A 19,202-nucleotide genomic window follows, 5' to 3' on the forward strand; every position below is an offset into this window, starting at 1 on the left:
ACGGACCAGCAGACACCAGCAGAGGCCAGCACGGACCAGCAGACACCAGCAGAGGCCAGCACGGACCAGCAGACACCAGCAGAGGCCAGCACGGACCAGCAGACACCAGCAGAAGCCAGCACGGACCAGCAGACACCAGCTACCGTATCCGTAACCGAATCCGTAACCATACCTACGAGGGATAACGTAGATCTTACGGGGGTTAATCCCCCTAAATCCCCCACCCCTTTGCCCCCTTTTGCCGCTGGCGCGGCTTCTCGACGATCCCAGACGAAGCCCACCGCGGAATCGACAGGCCCACCAGGAACGCCGCTTGACGAGGCTATGGGCGATTTCGCGGACATGCGGCGGAAAATGCGAAAGCCGCTGACGGAAAAAGCGAGGGAACTCACACTGCGGCAGCTTGAGACGCTTGCCCCGGGTGACATGCAGACGCAAGTGAAGATTCTCGAACAATCCATCCAGCGCAGCTGGCAAGGCGTGTTCGGACTGAAAGAAATTTCGGGAGGCCCTCCGGGGAATGCCCGAGCCTCGCCGGCGTCTTCGAGTGACGGTGATCCGTGGGCAAACTACGCGAGGAGGGCTTACGATGCGGCAATGCAGCCAGACGAATAGCAGCTTAATGCTGGCGGCTGTCAGCGACGAGTGGAGGGCCGCACAAGTTGCGACCAACCTCTCCGCGCCGCAGCGCAAGCAGCACAACGCGCTCGTGGCCGCCGAGATCCTGCGGCTTCGAGTGGCCTATCCGACGCAGGCGAGAAGTTTTTCGGCAGAGGAAGTCGCGGCAACCAACGCGCTGTGGGCGGAAATCTTCGCGGGTGTTGATCCAGACCTGCTGCGCGAGGCGGTCATGCGGTTCATCGTCGCGGATCGCAAGGGTTACTTCCCGGCGCCTGGCCAGATCGTCGGGGCCATCGAGCAGATCGTCGTGGAGCGGAACGAGGTCGAAAAGCGCGTCTGTGACGGGCAAGAACTAAGGCGACTGTGCGAGCGCGTGCGCCAAGCAATCCGCGAAGAACCAGAAAAAACCGTCGTCGACAAAGGGGGATCGGGATGAAGCGAAAGAGAGAAATATCTGCGACTATCAGGACTTGTGTCTGCTGCGGCGCCGACATCTCCGACCGACGGGGCAGCGCCAAGTACTGCACGACTTGCGCGGAGAGGTGCGGGCATGAGAAGGATGCGGCGCGCCGGAAACGTATGCGGCAAGAGAAAAAAGCCGGCGCCGCACCATCGGTTGCCGCGAATCCACAAGTTTGTTGGCGCCGGGACTGCCGGCATTGGACTTGCATCGGCGGCAGTCGGGGTTCAACGCCGGTTTGCGACTACATCCTGCACATGCACCGGCGCCGCCCGTGCCCCGTCGGCTCCGAATGCACGGCGTACGAGCCTGGGAAGAAGGCGGCCTTGGCGTGACGAAAAAAAGATTTCTTGAGGTCGCTTGCGCCGTCGCCGCCGGGAGCGGACTCGTCATCCTGCTCGGGACAGCCGGCGCCAGCGATGCGGGCGGGTCAATATCGCTCCAGCAAGTTGCTGTCCGCGCCGCTGTCGGACTTGTCATGTTTGCCGGCGCCGGATACTTGGGAGGGCTCACAAGGTGAGGATCAAGTTCACTGTTCTCGGGCCGCCGCAGGGGAAGGCCCGGCCCAAGACCGTCAGGCTCAAGAACGGCGCATCGCACACATACACGCCGGATGCGACGGTGATTTACGAGAACCTCATTGCCATGGAATACAGGCGGCAGGCCGGTGACGTCAGATTTCCAGACGGCGAGTACATAGACCTGCGCGTTATGGCCCACTACGCCATTCCCACCAGCACCAGCAAGAAGAGACACAAGTTGATGCTCGAAGGCAAGGTACGTCCAACCACAAAACCGGATTGGGACAATATCGGCAAAGTCGTCGCCGACAGTCTCAATAAGATCGCCTACCAGGACGACGCCCACATTGTCGATGGGCAAGTGAGGAAATTCTACTCGGAACAACCGAGGCTTGAGATTATTCTTCAAAGCGCGAAGAGCTGAAAGGAGACGCGGCAATGAACGGAGAAGTTGGGAAATTCGATGCGTACAAGAAAAAACTGCAGGGGGTATGCGACGAGAACAATTTGGTGTTTACACTCCACAAGGACCAATACCCGATTGTGCTCAGGATCAAAGTCACAGACGGCCTCGACGGACAGATGAGCATGCTTGAAGCCGCTGAAGACGAGGGCTACCGCAGCCCGGACGCGCGGCTGGCGTTTTACTACAAGGACGGCGTGCTCATGTGGCAGATCTCCGAAACCTTTACGATCGGGGACGCCCTATTTTCCCGGCTGAAAAACCTCTACAAAAATCTGCACTTCACCTGGCTGCAATTTTTTCACCGGGATATCACCGAAAGAGGCGTGCTGACACCGCAGGAGCTGCCCGGCATCGAGGAATACGCCGGATCTGACACGAGCGCGAACGATGACATGGAACAGCTTGAGATTTTTGAGGATGACGAAGAATCTGACGGTTTCGAGGATGACGATGATGACAACGACGACGGAGACGTGCTCACGGGGGACGTCGAGCTTCCTTCCGTCATACAAGACGCCACGCGAATCGTGCGTGAGCTCGGACAAGCGACTGTCTCGCTTCTGCAACGCCGCATGAGCATCAGTCACATCAGGGCCACGCGCCTTATGGAGACACTGGAATCTCTCGGCGTCGTAGGTCCCAGCAACGGATCCATGCCGCGTGAAGTTTTGCCTTATGACCAACCGGAAGACCCCGCCGATGGCTACGAATACGAGAGGAGCGAGGCAGACGATGCTGAAGCGTGAGGACTACAAGGCCATCAAGCATATGGACAAGCGGCAGATGAGCGAATACTTGGAGAAGATCTATCTGCGCGGCTTCGCGGCCGGCAAGAAAGCGGGAACGGCCGGAGAAAATCCGGATACCGCCCTCGCTGAAAAGGCAGAGCCGGACAGCCATTGACGAAAGGGGTAAATTATGTACACGGAGATTAGCGTTGACAAAATTCATCCCCATCCAAGAAACCCGCGCAAGAATTTAGGCGACCTAACGGAGCTTACAGAGAGCATCCGAGTCAACGGTATTATGCAGAACCTGACCGTTGTGCCCTGGCCAGCGGCGAACTGGGGCGAAGGAATAACGGCGGAACTGTACGAGGACCAGTACACCGTCGTCATTGGCCATCGTCGCCTGGCAGCCGCAAAAGAGGCGGGGCTTGTCACCGTACCGTGCGCCATCGTGGAGATGGACGAAAAAACGCAAGTTGGCGCCATGCTCCTTGAAAATATCCAGCGTAGCGACCTGACCTTGTTGGAGCAGGCGGACGGGTTTCAAATGATGATTGACCTTGGCGAAAGCGCCAAAAGCATTTCGAGAAAGACGGGTTTTTCGGAGGCGACGGTGCGCCGCCGCGTAAAACTGCTGAAAGAGCTTGACCGGGAGATGCTGCAAGAAACGCAGGAGCGCCTCATCTCGCTTGAGGATTACGAAAAGCTGTATAAGATCAAGAACAGGGAGAAACGAGCACAGGCGTTCAGGGCGATCGGGACGCGCAATTTTGAGTGGAAAGTATCAACAGAGATTAATCGTCAAGAGCGCGAAGAATGCGTGGCGAAAATCATGGAAATTCTCGCCAGGTTTGCAACTGAAGAATCTGCTGAAGCGTATCAAAAGACACGCAAGGCTTGGGAACTCAGCCTTTGGACTGCTAGCGAGAATGACGTTGCAAAAGCCGAAGAACTATCCAAAGAGTTCGATGCGAATGAGAAATACTACTACACGATGCAGTTCAGCGCCGTGCACATCTACACAAAAGGCATGAGGCCACAATCTGAGGCGGAAAAAGAAATAGAGGCACAGAAAAAAGAACGTAAGGCTCGCCAGGCCCGGATTGCCGACGCTTTTGCGCAGGCTTATGAACTGCGGCTTGAATTTGTACGCAATTTCCGTGCGACAAAAGGAAGGGAACTTGGCTTAGTCGAAAAAATGGCGGCATATGCGTTACTGCGCGGTCATCACGTTGACAGTTATGTTATGCGGGATTTGTTTGACGTCGAGAAACCATTCCGCGAGAGCTGGCGGACAAACGGCGAAGGCGAGACAATGGATGAGTTCTCAGAACGGCTGCTCGCGGATGGGATCGGCAATCTCAACGCGAATTTACTGTTTGCCGCAGCGTATGTCCGCATGGAAGACAAAAAGGCGACGTGCAGAGACTACAACAACAGGTACGAACCGAACAAAGCGCTTTCCAGGCTGTATGGACACTTGACGGCAGTAGGCTACGAAATGAGCAGCGAAGAAGTTGCACTGGTGGACGGTACTCATGAGGCATATGTCCGGGAGAATGTCGAGTGAGAAGACATCCGGCAAGATCGATGGGGGACGCCGGCGTGCCGGCCATGGCATTCGATCGTTTCGAAAGGGGACAAACGCGCTATGTGCTGCTCATGCAGAGACCAGAGGGTGGCGACAACCATTTCTGGATCGAAGAAAATGGCGTAACGATACGCGCATCCAGGGTCGAAGCTGATATATGGGCCTCGTGGCAGAGGCTCAAGGAGGACTTAGAATGATTGTTTTGATGATTGCCACCCACCTGATTGCGGTAACCGTCGGGTTCGCGCTTTGTGCCCTGCTTACGACGGCGGGCAGAGCTGATAATGCGCTCGAAAGAATCGGAAAGGCGGCAAGCGAACGCGAGGAAGACGATCAGCGAGATCGGGGAAAGTCTGATACTGTTCAGCACCGACATGGTGCGAGCGATAAAACGTAAAGTCAATCCCAAAAGCATGGTGCGACGGGCGATCAAAGGGAATCGCGGGAAAGACTGATGGGCATACGCATTTGAGGACATCATCGCGACACTATGATTTCTTCCTTTCTTTTCATACCCAAAATCTCCTTCTTACACCCGGGGCGGGGGTGGCTTCTGCCCCTGCCCCGGGGCACTTCTTTGTTCACATTTAAAAGGAGGAGACCAAAGACACAAGGGGAATGCCGTGGGTGCGGCGCACCGATCGTTTTTATCCGGACTGCGACTGGGAAATGTATGCCCTGCGACGCCTTGACATGCCCGCAGGCGGAGAAATTCAAGTGCAAGTAACTTATCAGGAGGGGAACCGATGAACCTGCAGGAACTATCACGTTGTTTCGAGTTGCGACAGCGGCTGGAACGCGACAAAGAAATACTGCTATCCCTGCAGGAGGCAGCTTATCCCAAGGCGACAATATCGGATGTGCCGAGACAACCGGGGCACAGAGACAGAATCGGCGACCTGGCCGTGGAAATCGCGGACATGAAAGAAAGAATACGGCATTTACAGGGAGTGATTGCGGCTGAGGAAAAGGCGGTCTCAACATTTATCGAGACCATCGGCGATGAGCGAATGCGAGTAATTCTACGCCTGAGATTTTTGAGAGGTCTCGAATGGGGAGCAGTGGCAAATGTACTCGGCGGCGGCAACACGGAGGAAGGCGTCAAGTCAGCCTGCTACCGGCTCCTTGCCGCTGAAAGTTGCAACGCCGTGACGCCCCGTGACGCCCCGTGACGCTTGACGACGCCCCATCAGATGGTTTATGATATCATTGTAAAATTTTAATCATAGCCGGGCGGCCTTCCTCGGGAGGCCGCTATTCATTTGGGAAGGAGGTAGTCGGCCCCGCGTTTCTCCTTTGCGCGGGGCATGGCCTGGGCTACCCGTTCGCCACCGGGCAGCGGCAGGTACGAGACAAAAGGAGGATTACCGTTATGCTTGGTATTTTCGCACTCGTTATCTATGCGCTCCTGACGATAGGCGCGACGGTGGTATTCACGCGGCGCACACACGATGTCGAGAGGTTCAATGTAGCGGATCGGAATATTGGCGCCTTCTGCGGTGCTCTGAGCATCGCCGCCAACTGGATATGGGCGCCGTCGCTGTTTGTCTCGGCGGAGCGCGCCTATAGGACCGGTATCCCGGGCATGTTCTGGTTCCTGATCCCAAACGTACTTTGCCTGATTCTTTTCATACCGTTCGCAAAGCGCATGCACGGCCAGTTCCCCGCCGGCATCACTCTGTCCGATTACATGGGGAGACAGTACTCCCCAAAGGTGCAGGGCATCTATCAGTTTCAGCTCGGTGCCCTGGCGGTGCTGTCCGCGGGCGTGCAGCTGCTCGCCGGCAGTAAGATGATCTCCCTGATGACGGGCCTGCCATTCCCACTGGTGAGCGTACTCCTTGCGGCAATCGCTTTTACCTATGCGCAGTTCTCAGGTATCCGGGCGTCAGTGACCGCCGACGTCGCCAAGATCGCCGTCGTATTCGGTGGCCTTGCTTTATTGCTCCCCATGGCCCTTGACGCCTCTGGCGGCATTGCAACCCTGGCAAAGGGGTTCGGGGGAAGCACCGGAGACTACACGGCGCTCTTCTCTGGAAATGGCCTTGATGTGCTTCTCGGCTTCGGCATTCCAACCGCAATAGGCCTGACATCCGGGCCGTTTGGCGACCAGAGCTTTTGGCAGCGAGCGTTCTCCATTAAGAAAAAGCGCCTTGGCACGGCATTTTTCGGCGGCGCTCTCATATTCGCCGTTGTGCCTATATGCATGGGCTCCATCGGGTTTCTCGCGGCCGGCGCCGGCTTCGCCGCCGCGGATCCGGGTGTGGTCAATCTGGAATATATCTCGACCGTCCTGCCGCAGTGGGCACTGGTGCCGCTGCTCTTTATGGTGATTGCCGGACTGCTGTCCGTGGTTGGCTCGAATCTGTGTGCCGCGGCCTCGCTGATGAGCGACTGGAGCAGCGACGTAAAAAAGGCCCGCGCCGGCATGATCGTTCTGCTGGCTGCCGCCGTCGCCATCGCCAACATCCCCGGCCTGACGGTGACACACCTGTTTCTGTTCTACGGCACGCTACGCTCATCGACGCTACTGCCGACCGTTCTCACACTGAGCGGCAAAAAACTGATGTCAAGAGGTGTCTTCTTCGGAATCCTCGCGTCGCTGGTGATAGGGCTGCCGATCTTCGCTTACGGCTCGCTGATGAACATAGGCACGTACAAAACGCTGGGCAGCATCACGACAGTTTCCATGAGCGGACTCATCGCCTGGGTGACTACTCTCCTCTCAAGGAAGCAGGGGGTGATCGCATGAAGGCGTGCCGCATGAAACTCGCGGAACTCCAAAAGCCTGAGCGCAATACGCGGATACACACGGAGGCGCAGCTCAGAGAGCTTGAGCGCAGTGTGACAATGTTTGGTCAAATCAGGCCTATCATCGTCGATGAGAACAACGTCATCCTGGCTGGCAACGGCCTTTACGGAACCTTGCTCCGGCTTGGTTGGGAAGAGGCCGAAGTCTACCAGTACGACACCCTGTCCGAGAACCAGAAGAAAAAGCTGATGATTGCAGACAACAAGATCTACGGCCTGGGCGTCGATGATTATGACACGCTTGACGCTTTCCTGCTGGAGCTCAAGGACGACCTCGATATACCCGGATTCGATGCGGACATCCTGAAAAACATGACGGCCGCTGCCGACGACATCACGGCTGCCATGTCCGACTACGGCAAACTCTCTCCGGAGGAGGCCACGAGCATTGCCGCCGCGGGCGAACGTAAACGGGAGGCCGCCGATACCGCCGAGGCCGGGGAACGCGCCAGCAGACCATTGCAACGGCCGCAGACGGCAGATCGGGACAAGCCGGAAGTAATCACCTGCCCGGAATGCGGGGCGGTCATATGCCCATGAAACGCATATCCGCGGGCATTGATGTCGTCGAGGCGGCGGAACGCCGCATCAGAAATGTTTTCTCCAACGGTCTGCCGGTCTACATGTCCTTCTCCGGGGGAAAAGACAGCCTTGTACTCGGCCAGCTCACCATGAGCATGATACAGCGCGGACAGATACGACCGGAACTGCTGACCGTACAGTTTGTGGACGAGGAAGCGATATTCCCCTGCATCGAAAAAACAGTTCTCGACTGGCGCCGGAAGTTCATACTCGCCGGCGCCGACTTCGAATGGCTCTGCGTGGAAGTTAAACACTTCAACTGTTTCAACGACTTGAGCGAAGAGGAGACTTTCATCTGTTGGGACAGCACGAAAGAGGACGTGTGGATACGCCGTCCTCCGGCCTTCGCGACAAGAAGACACCATCTGCTGCGGCCGCGCAAAGACTCCTACCAGGACTTCATGCCGCGGCTGTGCATGGATGGCATTGCCATCACTGGCGTCAGAGCCGCTGAATCGGTACAGCGCCTTCAGTACATGGCACGTCTGAATATGGGCATGGGAGGCGGCATGACAGGCCGGGGGCAAGTTTACCCCATCTACGACTGGCGGACAAGCGACGTCTGGCGTTATCTCCGAGACCAGCGCGTAGAGATTCCGGAAATATATCTCTACCTCTGGCAGAGCGGCACGACGAAGGGTCAGCTCCGCGTTTCTCAATTCTTCTCGACAGATACGGCACGCAGCCTCGTCCGGCTAAATGAGTATTACCCAGACCTGATGGACCGTATCATCCGGCGCGAGCCAAATGCTTATCTCGCGGCGCTCTACTGGGACAGCGAGATGTTCGGCCGGCGCACCCGGACGCGCAGGGAACTGGAGGCCAGCGAGGATCCGCGCGACTACCAAGCGATGTTGATCCAAATGTTCTCCAACATGGAGCAGCATTTCACGACCCCGCGCAAACTCATCGTCGCCAAGAGATACCGCCACCTGTTTATGAAGATCTCCCCCTTCGCGACGGCAAAAGACTATCGGGAGATGTACGACGCACTCATGCGAGGTGACCCAAAACTGCGCACATACCGCGCTCTGTATCAAACCATCTACGGCAGATACGCGAAGGATGCCGTGATGGAGCAAGAGGCGGTGAAACGCCGTGCCTGACGTTAATCTCTTCGCCCCGCTCTCTACCCTGCAGTGGGTGGCCAGGGACAGACTCAAGCCGAATGACTACAACCCAAACAAGGTCAGCCGCGAGAATCTGCGTCTGCTCACTCAATCCATCCTGTCCAACGGCTGGACATTGCCCATAGTGGCACGCCCGGACATGACCATAATCGATGGCTTCCATCGCTGGACCGTTGCCGGAGAAGAACCATTGCGTTCACTGTTAAAGGGAAAGGTTCCCGTCGTGATTGTTGCCCACGACGATCAAGCAGGCGACATCTACGGCACCGTCACGCACAACAGGGCGAGAGGAACGCATCTGCTCGAACCTATGAAGGCAATCGTGCAACGCCTCATCCGCGAGGGAAAGCCCGTAGACGAAATCGGGAAGCAGCTTGGCATGCGTCCGGAAGAAATATTCCGCCTCTCGGACTTCAGCAAAGACGATTTCCTGACCATGATGACGAAGGACGTGACGTCATACAGCAAAGCCGAGATCATCACAAGAGTGTAATCGCCCCGTGTACCATCTTAGAGTATATTTATATATATTCCAATAACACGCGCGCGCGCAGGGGTAGAAGGGACACCTGAAGTGTGCCAGTGGGCACCAAGGGAGGAGTGACAATATGAACAAAAAGAAACGCGAAAACTTAGTGAAAAAGGTACTGTAAAGCGGGGGAGGGTCATGTGAGGGTTCGCCGACCCCGAAAAACGCGTATAAACCACCCCCAAAATAGAGGGGTTTGATTGGCCCCTCCGCCCTCCGATCAGATTTGCGACGATGGAAAGGAGCATTTTCATGGCGGCGCAAAAGAAACAAGACGTGCTCGTCGAGGACGGCGCTGTCTATGTGCTCCGCGCCGGAGCGTCGGTTTACGTCAAAACGGCGGACATCTGCGCGATGACGGGAAAGAGCAACCAGTGGATCGGGCAGCTGCTTAGCCAGGGTACGCTCAACAAACGCTCCACTCCGCATGGCGCGATGTTCGCCTTGACGCCTACCGTACGTGCCTACTTGGACATGATTGAGGCGCGGGCGAAAGCCAGTGATAATAAATCGGACAAAGAAAAAAACGAAGCCGAAATCAGCATCAAAAAGGCCAAGGCGATCGTCGCTGTGATCGAGGCGAAGGAGCTGCAAGGGAAAATGCATCGCTCCGAGGACGTGGAGGCCATGACCGCAGATCTGATTTACGCTGTGCGAGGTGTGCTCATGTCGCTGCCCGGCCGTTTGGCCGTGGACGTCGCAGCGACTACCACTGCGGCCGAAGCTGCCGACACAATCCGCAAAGAGGTCTATAAGGCCATGGCCGAGCTGGCCAATTATCGCTACGATCCCCAAAAGTACGAAGAGCGTGTGCGCGAGCGGCGGGATTGGGATGCAAAAAACGGGCGTGACCCAGATGACGAACAGTAACGACACGTCCCGGCTGAATATTTCCCTGGCGAAAGTTCTTGCAGGCATGAAGCCGCCCGACGATCTGACGGTAACGAAATGGGCTGAGAAAAACCGCCGCCTGTCCGCCGAGAGCGCCGCCGAGGTGGGCCTATGGCGAACGGAGCGCACGCCGTATCTACGCGAACCCATGGATGCCTTTACCGACTCGAAGGTGAGGCGCATCGTCATGGTGGCTGCGTCTCAAGTTGGCAAGTCAGAATTTTTAAACAACACCATAGGGTACATCATAGACCAGGATCCCGGAAGCGTCCTGTTCGTGCACCCCACCACAATCGATGCCCGCGAATATTCAAAGCTTCGCATAGCGCCGATGTTTCGCGACTGCCCTGTGCTCAAGAAGAAGGTGTCAGATCCCAAACGGCGCGACAGCGGGAATACCATCCTCCAAAAAAGTTACCCGGGCGGCATACTGACGCTATGTGGTTCCACCGAGGCGCATGCGCTCGCGTCCAAGCCTATCCGATACATTTTGGGCGACGAGCGCGACCGCTGGGCGACGTCGGCCGGCAATGAAGGCGACCCCTGGGATCTGGCCCGAGCCAGACAGACGACTTTTTACAACTCGAAGGCCCTGGAAGTTTCCACACCCACCATCAAGAACGCCAGCGCGATCGAAGCCTCATATGCGGAAGGCACGATGGAACGCTGGAAAACACAGTGCCCTCACTGTGGCGGGTACTATGAAATCACCTTCGAGGATATACGCTACGAGTATGCGGAAAAGGTCGTCGCCGGAAGAAAAACATACAGGGTGACAAAGGTTTGGTATGTCTGCCACGGGTGTGGCTGCATATCTGACGAAGCCACCGTGAAGCGGCAGCCCGCCCACTGGGAAGCCGACAACCCGGACGCGTACGCACAAGGCGTGCGGTCCTTCTGGCTCAACGCCTTCGTATCTGCCTGGGCCAGTTGGGAAAGCATTATACTGAGGTACTTAAGCGCGATCGGCAGCAGCCGAAAGCTGCAGGTCGTGTTCAACACCTGTTTTGGTCTCTTGTGGGAGGACCGCGGAGACCTGGAGGATGAAGACAGTCTACTTTCACGGCGCGAGGAATACCCCGCCGAATTGCCCGAGGGCGTGCTCGTTTTGACGTGCGGCGTCGATACGCAGGACGACCGCCTTGAGTATGAAATCGTCGGCCATGGTCACTTCGGCGAAACGTGGGGTGTGAAAAAGGGCATCATCATGGGGCGTCCGGACGATGCCGAAACCTGGGCGGCCCTGGACGATGTGATTGATCACACTTACCGCTTCGAGGGCGGCGCCGGCCTGCGTATCTCCATGACAATGATAGATGACGGAGGTCATTTTACCCAGGACGTCCGGCTCCAATGCCGGGCACGCCTCGGCAAAAAAGTGTTTGCTGTCAGAGGGCGCGGCGGCGATGGCATCCCATATACCAGGCCGCCCAAAAAACAGAAAATTGTTGTCGGCAAAAAATTTGTTGGTACCTGCTGGCAGTACGAGATCGGTGTCGACGCCGGCAAGCAAATCATCATGGACAACCTCCGGGTGCAGGCGCCCGGAGTCAAGTACACGCATTTTCCCAAGCGGGACGATTATGGTCCCGCTTTTTTCAAGGGCCTCTTATCCGAGCGGCTTGTCTATAAGCCGCAACAGAAGAATCGCTGGAAATGGGAGGTGATCCCTGGTCACGAGCGCAATGAAGCTTTGGATTGCCGCAACTATGCCTTGGCCGCGTTCAAAGCGCTGCCCGTCGACCTCGATGCCATGGATAGACGCATCAAGCAGGCAAAAAAAGAGCGACACAACATGGTAGAGGATGTGCCGCGCCCGCCAGCACAGAGGCCGTCGCAGAAGAAGAGCAAGGGCGCGGGCACGCTGAAAAAATATTATGACGAGTGGTAAGGGGTGAATGCCTTGATTGACAAGAGCGAGTTGCGGATACGGCTGGACTTTTGGAAGACCGCGCTTGAAAAAAAGCGGGCCGCCTACCTCGCGCTGGTGGACGGCGGGGTGAAAAGCTATACCATCGACGATCGGTCTCTTACCCGCTTTGATATGGACACGCTGCTTGACGAAATCAAGGAAGCGGAGCGCAATGTCGACGAGCTGGCGGCGATGTCGACTGGCAAGCGACCGCGCAAGGCATTCGGCATCGTGCCGAGAAACTGGTAACGGGTACAAGTCCGCAGGGGCTTTACCCTGGGCTGCTCGGCGGAGTTTGGCTCCTTTCGCCGCCGGGCGGCCCAGTGATTGAATGCCGGCCGACTGGAGGTGAGAAGTATTGGAAGAGAAAAAGGCGCTCCGGCGTGCTGCCCCACAAGCAAAAGGATACAGAGAAGCAGGCGCAAGTGAAACGCGGCGCGCCCTCAAAGGATTTATCGCGCGTAGCGGCCCGCCGAATGAAGACATCAACTGGAACAACTATACTCTTCGGCAGCGTTCCCGAATGCTCTACATGGCGTCCCCGGTGGCCACATCGGCCATCAACACGAACAGGACAAAGGTGGTTGGAACTGGACTCGCATTAAAGAGTTCCATCAACCGTGACATGCTGAGCCTCTCTCCGGAGGCGGCGAGGATATGGCAGCGAACGACAGAGGCTGAGTTTGCCCTGTGGTCGTCGAAGAAAGAGAACGTCGACGCCACCGCCGTCAACAATTTTGAGGGCCTACAGCAGCTCGCCTTCAAGTCATGGCTCATGTCGGGCGACTCCTTCGCGTTGTTTAAGCGGTGCGCCGCGACGCCGACGAACCCCTACACGCTGCGCATTCACATCGTTGAGGCCGACCGGGTGGGCACCCCGACAGACGGAGGAAGATCCGTCACATTTTCACCGCGCTTCACGGATGGCATGAACCCGAGCAATCAAAATAAAATTTACGATGGTGTGGAGGTCGACAAAAACGGCAGAATTGTCGCCTATTATATCCGCAATACTTACCCGAATCAGATCACGGCCGAAGAGACCCGGTGGACGCGCGTGGAGGCGTGCGGAGCGAAAACAGGCCTTCCGAACATTTTGCACATCATGGACTCGGAGCGCCCGGATCAATACCGGGGCGTGCCCTATCTCGCGCAGGTCATCGAGCCCCTGCTGCAGCTGCGCAGATATACCGAGAGTGAGCTGATGGCCGCCCTTGTCCAGAGTTTTTTCACGGCCTGGATCAAAACAAAAACCGATCCGACCGACATCCCGATGAATGAAACCGGCCCCGGCGACGTCGTCGGCATCCCGGACGACCAACCGGAAGACGTTTCGGAAAACGACAGCGAATACGAAATGGGGCCGGGCACGGTGCTGCACCTGGAGGAAAACGAGGAGGTCGTCTTCGGGCAGCCGAATGTCCCGACCGCCGGCTTCGACAGCTTTGTGAAGGCGATATGCCGTCTTGTTGGAGCCGCCCTAGAGCTCCCCTACGATGTACTCGTGAAAGAGTTCGGCCGCTCCTATTCCGCCTCCCGCGGCGCTCTTCTGGAGGCGTGGGAGGCGTTTAAAATGAGACGAAAGTGGTTCGTCGACGACTTCTGCCAGCCGGTCTTTGAGGTTTGGCTTTCCGAAGCGGTCGCCCGGGGCCGCATCAAGGCCCCGGGATTTTTCGACGACCCGCGCGTCCGGGCCGCCTGGTGCGGCGCGCGCTGGATCGGGCCGGTGCAGGGGCAGCTTGATCCAACGAAGGAATCCAGGGCCAACGAAATCCATGTGGCGCACGGCTGGAAAACCAACGAGCAGGTCGCCCGCGAAATGGGCGGCGGTGACTGGGAGGACAATGCCGACCAGCTCAAGATTGAAAACAAACGGCTGACCGACGCGAAGAGCAGCATTGCCGCGGCGTCGCCTGATAAGCCGGGCGAGAATGCTGCTGACGAGGAGGAAGATGAGGGTGCCAGTGACGAATTTCTTTAAAAACGCATTCCGACCGAGAAAGCCTCCCGCGGTGAATATCCGGCGCGAATGCTACGCCATGTCGATGGCGGCCGGACTGGATGCCGAGATTCAGTTCTACGGTGAGATTGTGAGGACGCGCCCGGTCGACTGGTGGACAGGCGAACCTGTGCCGGGCGACTTCATCATGCTCGACGAATTTCTTAAGGACCTGACGTCCATCTCGGGGGCCAAAACGCTGCTGATGCGTATTGACAGCATCGGGGGCGATTCGGAAGTATCCATTGTCGTCCACAACCGGCTCCGGGAGCTTCCGGCCAAAAAGACCGCCCGTATCGACGGCGTCGCCATGTCTGGCGGCACTCACATCACCTGCGCCGCTGATGTCATTCAGGTTAACCCAGCCAGCCAGTTCATGATTCACAAGTGCTGGGCCTACTTCAGGGGAGGGTACAACGCCGACGAGCTCCGGGCATTTGCGGACGGGCTCGATCCGACGGACAAATCCCAAGTGGCAATTTACAAGGCCCGGACGGGCAAATCAGAAGAGGAATTGCTTGCCATGATGTCGAAGACGACGACCTTTGTCGGACAGGAAATCATCGACGCCGGCTTTGCCGATGAGATGCTCGATGCGGCCGGAGATGCGCTGGAGATCGCGGCCAGCGCCGACGGGCGGCGACTGCTCGTGAATGGGAGGACGCTGCGTATGGCACCTTTCGCCAAACCGCCGGAGGGCCTCAAAGTAGCCGAACCCGCTGGGGCGAATAAAGCAAGCCAAAAACAGTTATCTGTGGGCGAAAATCAAGAAGGAGGATCTTTCATGGCAACGAACTTTGAAGAACTCAGCACTGAAAACCCAGAACTCGCGAATCAGCTCATGGCCGAGGCTCGGGCCGCCGCGTCCGCAAGTGCCGCCGAGGCTGAGCGGCTCAGACTTGAAGAGATCGACTCAATCGCCGCTCTTTACGACGACGAAACCGTGCGCGAAGCTAAGTACGGCAAAACTCCCTGCTCGGCGCAGGAGATGGCCTTCCGCGCGGCTCAGGCCGCCGCCCAAAAGGGTGGGAAGTTCGTCGCGGACCTCGAAGCCGACGCCAAAGCGTCCGGCGCCGCAGAGGTCGGAGCCGCCCCCAGCGGGGAGGAAGAGGGCGGACCCCTCACGCCCGCGCAGCGCATGGCGGCCGGCAGGGCCGACGCGAAGAAAACGCTGAACAAGGAGGAGAAGTAAATGGATACTCACCTCAGTCGCAAAGTTGGAGAAGTGAAGTACGATAAGCTGATCGCCGGCATCACGCCGCCCGTGCATGTCAACTCCGGGACCATCAGGAAGCTCGCCACCGCCGCCGACTATGCGCGCGGTACCGTGCTCGCAAAGTCCTCCGGCTCCGCGGGAGACGGCCAGCTCGTGATCCTTGGCACCGCAGCCGCCCAAAACGAGACGCTCACTCCGGACTGCATCCTGTGCGACGACGCCGGCATCGGCACCGCCAACGCTGAGAATGCCGCCGTCTATACGGCGGGCTGTTTCAATATCGACGCCTTGATCGTCAAGAGCGGGTATACCCTGTCCGAGGCCGACAAAGACAAGCTGCGCGAACGCGGGATCTATCTCGGAGCCGTCTGGCCCGACTAATTCAAAAACGTTAGGAGGTAAATTGAAATGCCGCGCAACATTGACCTTTTCGACACCTACTACATGGCGGGCATGGTGCAGGAGATCGTCCCGGAGATGACATTCTTCCGCGACCGCTACTTCGGGACCAACCCCGGCACCGATATCTTCGCCGCAAACAAAGTTCTCGTGGAATACAGAGACGGCAGTCGCAAGCTCGCCCCCTTTGTGGTGGAGCGCGCCGGGGATATCCCCATGGCCCGCGGAGGCTACGAAGCGCACGAATTCGAGCCGCCTCACATCCTGCCGTCGAAACTGCTGTCCCTGGACGATCTCCGACTGCGCGGGTTCGGAGAGGCCCTGTACTCCGGCGCTACCCCGGCCGAGCGCGCCCGCGCGCTGCAGCTCAGAGATCTTTCCGACCTCGACCTGAGCATCACCCGCCGCGAGGAATGGATGTCCGTGCAAACCATGGTCAACAACGGGTGCGCCATGGTGGCATACATTGACGACAAAACCAAGGGCAAGACGTACGATGTGTTTTACTACAACATGTCCGAGAGCAATCCGGCCCGCTACACGGTCGGCGACGAGTGGGACGACACAAACGGAAACTTCTGGGGCGACGTGGAGGCTATGTGCGCGATGCTCGCGGACCGCGGCCTGCCCGCCGCCGATCTCGTGATCGGGTCGACCGTCGGACAGTTCATCTTGTCTGACGAAATCGCAGCCAAACGCCTCGACAATCGGCGCATGGAGTTCGGTCGTATAGCGCCGGAGATCAGCTCCCCGGGCGTGTCCTGGCTGGGCCGCTTGAATTTTGGCGGTTTTGAGTTGGACATCTTCTCCGCGCGCGAAACCTACGAGGACGACGCCGGCGCGACCCAGCGCTACTTCCCCGCGAAGAGCGCGATGGTCACCGCGCCCGGCTGCGGCCACATGATGTACGCGCAGATCACGCAGATTGAGCCGGACGAGCAGTACTACACCTTCGCGCTTCGGCGCGTGCCCAAGTTTGTTGTGAATCGAGACAAGGACACCCGGAAACTGCGCCTTGGCGCCCGGCCGCTCGCCGCGCCCCTGCGGAAGGCGCCGTGGATCTATGCGGCCAACGTGGTGAAGTAATGGACTGAGACCAAGGCGGAAAGGGGATCGAGATATGAAGCGCATCAAAATCATCAACGGCGTGTATGGACACCGGCTCGCCGGGACGAAAGCCGTGGACCCGAAGCAGGCCGGCGACCCGCCCTTCGAAGTGGACGACGGCGAGGCGGAGCGGCTGGTATCTCTCGGCGTGGCCGCGTATGTGCCCGCCGCGCCCGTTGCAACGAGCCAGGAGGGCGAGAGCGACGCCGGGGCAACGACAGACCCGCCGGACGAAAGCGGCGGCACAGAGGGCACGGAGGACCCGCCTCCCGACTACAGCGCCGACATGAGCGCCGAAGCTCTACGCGACTTGATGTCGGAGTATGGCCTACCCGTTAAAGCCGGAATGTCAAAAGCCAATATGGTGGCCGCGCTGGACGAATACTTTGCCGATGTCGATGCCGAAGAAGACGAGGATGGCGAGGGGCTGCCTGACGTCGCGCCCGAGGAGCCGGTGACATGAGCGGATTCAAGAGCATGATAGCGGCCGACAATCAGAACGTGTTTCTGAACGTCGACGAGTTCGCCGAACCGCACACGGTCATCTACGACGGCGAGACCTATGGGGGCATTCCCGTTGTTTTGTCCGGGCTGAAGGAACAGGAACGGCGGCAGCTCGTGTCCGCGGGCGACCACGCTCAAGGGCTATACCTCGTGACGACTGTCATGCACTGCGCGCTGTCCGATCTCGGCGGGAAGCAGCCAGAAAAAGGCATGCGCATAAAGATCAGCGACGGGTCGGAGTATTACCGCGAGTTCTATGTCGCGGCCTCTACCTGCGACATCGGCATGGTCCGGGCCGAACTGGAGGCGATTGACGAATGAGCTTTGTCCACATCGACCAGATCGGAGAAGTGAGTCTCGAAAGAGCAAACAAAGTCCTTGCCGTGGTGCCGGGCGGGATCTGGAAAGCCGTGCACGGGGCGCTGGAGCGCGCCGGGGAAACGGCAAAGACCAGAGCCGGCCAGTTCGCCGCCGCCGAGTACACGATCAACAAGGGCGACTTCATGAAAAACGTGAGTATGAAGTCGCGCATCACGGGCGACTCGGGGGGCGCTGTCTCCATGACGCTCAGCTATGCCGGCAACGTTCTCCCGCTCCTGACGTTCAATACGAGGTTCTCGCGCGGCGGGCTCTTGCAGACACAAGTAAAGCGTCACGGCGTCACGGAGACACTCCAACACGTTTTCGCAGAGAGAGTCTTCGGGCCGATTGCCGCCTTTGAGCGTCTGGGCACTTCGCGCTTCCCGGTGGAACAGAAATATGGACCCAGTGCGTCTCACATGCTGGAAAACGAAGCAGTGATTGAGCAGATGGACAAAACCGTACGCGAGGCGTTTGATAAGCGCATCGAGGCCGAGATCAACCGGGTACTCAACGGATGGGGGGGTAAGTCGTGACCAAGATCATCCTGCTGCAGCGACTCAAAGACCTGACGCAAGAGACAATCGCCGACATCATCATGCCAGTGGCCATGCAGAAGGGCGACGCGGAGCCGCAGTCCCGGGCGGCGGACGTCCACTTGATGCGCCTCCCGGACGGCGCCGGGGCCAAAAAGAAAGCTCCGTACGTCATACATCAAGTGCTCACCGGGAAGGACGTACAGCCCATGGGCCACGACGTGTCCGCCTCGGCGACGGTTCGCTCCATTTTTGCCGTCTACAACGAAGACGAGCAAGAGGGGGGCCTTATGCTGTTAAACATCATGGAGCGGGTGCGCATCCGCCTGCTGCGGCAGGTGGTCGTCGGGGACCAGTTTGTGCTCGACCTTTCGGCCGGGCTTGAGACACTCGTATACCCCGACGACACCGCCCCCTACTACGCCGGGGAAATGATGAGCGTGTGGAAGCTTCCGGCGGTCGAAAGAGAGGTATCTCAATGGCTGTAAAAACCAAAACCGACGCGGCTGCCGAACCGGCGGAAAAGCCGGAGGACATTGTCATCGCAGAACCCTCGGCCGAAACCAAAGAGCTCGTCGGAAGATCCGACGAGTTTTGTTGTTATCTCGGCCCGAGCATCCGCGGTGTGATCCAGGAGGGCGCGGTCTTCACCGGGACGAAAGAGCAGGCGCTCGACGCTCTTTCCGCCGCTGTTGCAGCATATCCACTCATCGCCGGCCTGATCGTCTCCGGAGCCATGATCGCGGAGGAACGCGTCAAAGTCAAAACATCCGGGAACCTGCTCAATGTCAGTTACAAGAGACTGGCTGCCGGAAAATCGAGGTAAGGAGGAAGTCCAC

At 58.2% G+C, this 19,202-nt stretch carries 24 protein-coding genes; all 24 read left to right on the plus strand.

The window, feature by feature from the left end; translation table 11 throughout:
• The first annotated feature begins 589 nt into the window (after positions 1–589).
• The 24 genes from LBK75_08560 (at position 590) to LBK75_08675 (ending at position 19,189) form a co-directional block, all read left to right on the plus strand.
• A complete protein-coding gene (locus tag LBK75_08560) occupies positions 590–1,057 on the plus strand; it encodes a hypothetical protein (protein ID MDR1158333.1) in 468 nt (155 codons plus the stop codon).
• 355 nt (positions 1,058–1,412) lie between these two features.
• Positions 1,413–1,601, plus strand: coding sequence for a hypothetical protein (locus LBK75_08565; GenBank protein ID MDR1158334.1), 189 nt, complete (start codon positions 1,413–1,415; stop codon positions 1,599–1,601).
• Positions 1,598–2,026, plus strand: coding sequence for a RusA family crossover junction endodeoxyribonuclease (locus LBK75_08570; protein ID MDR1158335.1), 429 nt, complete (start codon positions 1,598–1,600; stop codon positions 2,024–2,026). The genes LBK75_08565 and LBK75_08570 overlap by 4 nt, the downstream gene beginning before the upstream one ends.
• Before the next feature lie 14 nt (positions 2,027–2,040).
• The gene (locus LBK75_08575; protein ID MDR1158336.1) at positions 2,041–2,814 is read left to right on the plus strand and encodes a hypothetical protein; all 774 of its coding nucleotides are present in this window, start codon (positions 2,041–2,043) and stop codon (positions 2,812–2,814) included.
• Positions 2,801–2,971: a hypothetical protein gene (locus LBK75_08580; protein MDR1158337.1), complete on the plus strand. Its 171-nt coding sequence runs from the start codon at positions 2,801–2,803 to the stop codon at positions 2,969–2,971. Before LBK75_08575 ends, LBK75_08580 begins: the two co-directional genes overlap by 14 nt.
• Positions 2,972–2,986: 15 nt before the next feature.
• On the plus strand, positions 2,987–4,366 hold the full coding sequence (locus tag LBK75_08585; GenBank protein ID MDR1158338.1) for a ParB/RepB/Spo0J family partition protein: 1,380 nt from the start codon (positions 2,987–2,989) through the stop codon (positions 4,364–4,366).
• A 214-nt stretch (positions 4,367–4,580) separates the two neighbouring features.
• Positions 4,581–4,784 (plus strand): hypothetical protein, encoded by a 204-nt coding sequence (locus LBK75_08590; GenBank protein ID MDR1158339.1) that lies wholly within the window; start codon positions 4,581–4,583, stop codon positions 4,782–4,784.
• 349 nt (positions 4,785–5,133) lie between these two features.
• Positions 5,134–5,559, plus strand: coding sequence for a hypothetical protein (locus LBK75_08595; protein MDR1158340.1), 426 nt, complete (start codon positions 5,134–5,136; stop codon positions 5,557–5,559).
• A gap of 200 nt (positions 5,560–5,759) precedes the next feature.
• Positions 5,760–7,139, plus strand: coding sequence for a hypothetical protein (locus LBK75_08600; protein ID MDR1158341.1), 1,380 nt, complete (start codon positions 5,760–5,762; stop codon positions 7,137–7,139).
• The gene (locus tag LBK75_08605) at positions 7,136–7,738 is read left to right on the plus strand and encodes a ParB/Srx family N-terminal domain-containing protein (protein ID MDR1158342.1); all 603 of its coding nucleotides are present in this window, start codon (positions 7,136–7,138) and stop codon (positions 7,736–7,738) included. The genes LBK75_08600 and LBK75_08605 overlap by 4 nt, the downstream gene beginning before the upstream one ends.
• Entirely contained in the window at positions 7,735–8,886 is a 1,152-nt protein-coding gene (locus LBK75_08610; protein ID MDR1158343.1) for a phosphoadenosine phosphosulfate reductase family protein, read from the plus strand. The genes LBK75_08605 and LBK75_08610 overlap by 4 nt, the downstream gene beginning before the upstream one ends.
• The gene (locus LBK75_08615) at positions 8,879–9,403 is read left to right on the plus strand and encodes a ParB N-terminal domain-containing protein (protein ID MDR1158344.1); all 525 of its coding nucleotides are present in this window, start codon (positions 8,879–8,881) and stop codon (positions 9,401–9,403) included. Before LBK75_08610 ends, LBK75_08615 begins: the two co-directional genes overlap by 8 nt.
• Before the next feature lie 288 nt (positions 9,404–9,691).
• On the plus strand, positions 9,692–10,309 hold the full coding sequence (locus LBK75_08620) for a hypothetical protein (protein MDR1158345.1): 618 nt from the start codon (positions 9,692–9,694) through the stop codon (positions 10,307–10,309).
• Positions 10,296–12,221 (plus strand): phage terminase large subunit family protein, encoded by a 1,926-nt coding sequence (locus tag LBK75_08625; GenBank protein ID MDR1158346.1) that lies wholly within the window; start codon positions 10,296–10,298, stop codon positions 12,219–12,221. The genes LBK75_08620 and LBK75_08625 overlap by 14 nt, the downstream gene beginning before the upstream one ends.
• Before the next feature lie 12 nt (positions 12,222–12,233).
• The gene (locus LBK75_08630) at positions 12,234–12,491 is read left to right on the plus strand and encodes a hypothetical protein (GenBank protein ID MDR1158347.1); all 258 of its coding nucleotides are present in this window, start codon (positions 12,234–12,236) and stop codon (positions 12,489–12,491) included.
• 109 nt (positions 12,492–12,600) lie between these two features.
• On the plus strand, positions 12,601–14,223 hold the full coding sequence (locus LBK75_08635; GenBank protein ID MDR1158348.1) for a phage portal protein: 1,623 nt from the start codon (positions 12,601–12,603) through the stop codon (positions 14,221–14,223).
• On the plus strand, positions 14,201–15,433 hold the full coding sequence (locus LBK75_08640) for a Clp protease ClpP (GenBank protein MDR1158349.1): 1,233 nt from the start codon (positions 14,201–14,203) through the stop codon (positions 15,431–15,433). Before LBK75_08635 ends, LBK75_08640 begins: the two co-directional genes overlap by 23 nt.
• Positions 15,434–15,838 carry a head decoration protein gene (locus LBK75_08645; protein MDR1158350.1) on the plus strand — a complete coding sequence of 135 codons (405 nt, stop codon included), beginning with the start codon at positions 15,434–15,436 and terminating at the stop codon, positions 15,836–15,838.
• Between the two features lie 27 nt (positions 15,839–15,865).
• Positions 15,866–16,942, plus strand: coding sequence for a major capsid protein (locus LBK75_08650; protein MDR1158351.1), 1,077 nt, complete (start codon positions 15,866–15,868; stop codon positions 16,940–16,942).
• A gap of 34 nt (positions 16,943–16,976) precedes the next feature.
• Positions 16,977–17,426, plus strand: coding sequence for a hypothetical protein (locus tag LBK75_08655; GenBank protein ID MDR1158352.1), 450 nt, complete (start codon positions 16,977–16,979; stop codon positions 17,424–17,426).
• Positions 17,423–17,788: a hypothetical protein gene (locus LBK75_08660; protein ID MDR1158353.1), complete on the plus strand. Its 366-nt coding sequence runs from the start codon at positions 17,423–17,425 to the stop codon at positions 17,786–17,788. The genes LBK75_08655 and LBK75_08660 overlap by 4 nt, the downstream gene beginning before the upstream one ends.
• Complete coding sequence (locus LBK75_08665) at positions 17,785–18,363, plus strand: hypothetical protein (GenBank protein ID MDR1158354.1); 579 nt, start codon at positions 17,785–17,787, stop codon at positions 18,361–18,363. The genes LBK75_08660 and LBK75_08665 overlap by 4 nt, the downstream gene beginning before the upstream one ends.
• A complete protein-coding gene (locus LBK75_08670; protein MDR1158355.1) occupies positions 18,360–18,851 on the plus strand; it encodes a hypothetical protein in 492 nt (163 codons plus the stop codon). The genes LBK75_08665 and LBK75_08670 overlap by 4 nt, the downstream gene beginning before the upstream one ends.
• The gene (locus LBK75_08675; GenBank protein MDR1158356.1) at positions 18,842–19,189 is read left to right on the plus strand and encodes a hypothetical protein; all 348 of its coding nucleotides are present in this window, start codon (positions 18,842–18,844) and stop codon (positions 19,187–19,189) included. Before LBK75_08670 ends, LBK75_08675 begins: the two co-directional genes overlap by 10 nt.
• Positions 19,190–19,202: the final 13 nt, after the last annotated feature.

The sequence above is a fragment of the Oscillospiraceae bacterium genome (assembly GCA_031265355.1).
Lineage (GTDB): Bacteria > Bacillota > Clostridia > Oscillospirales > UBA929 > JAIRTA01.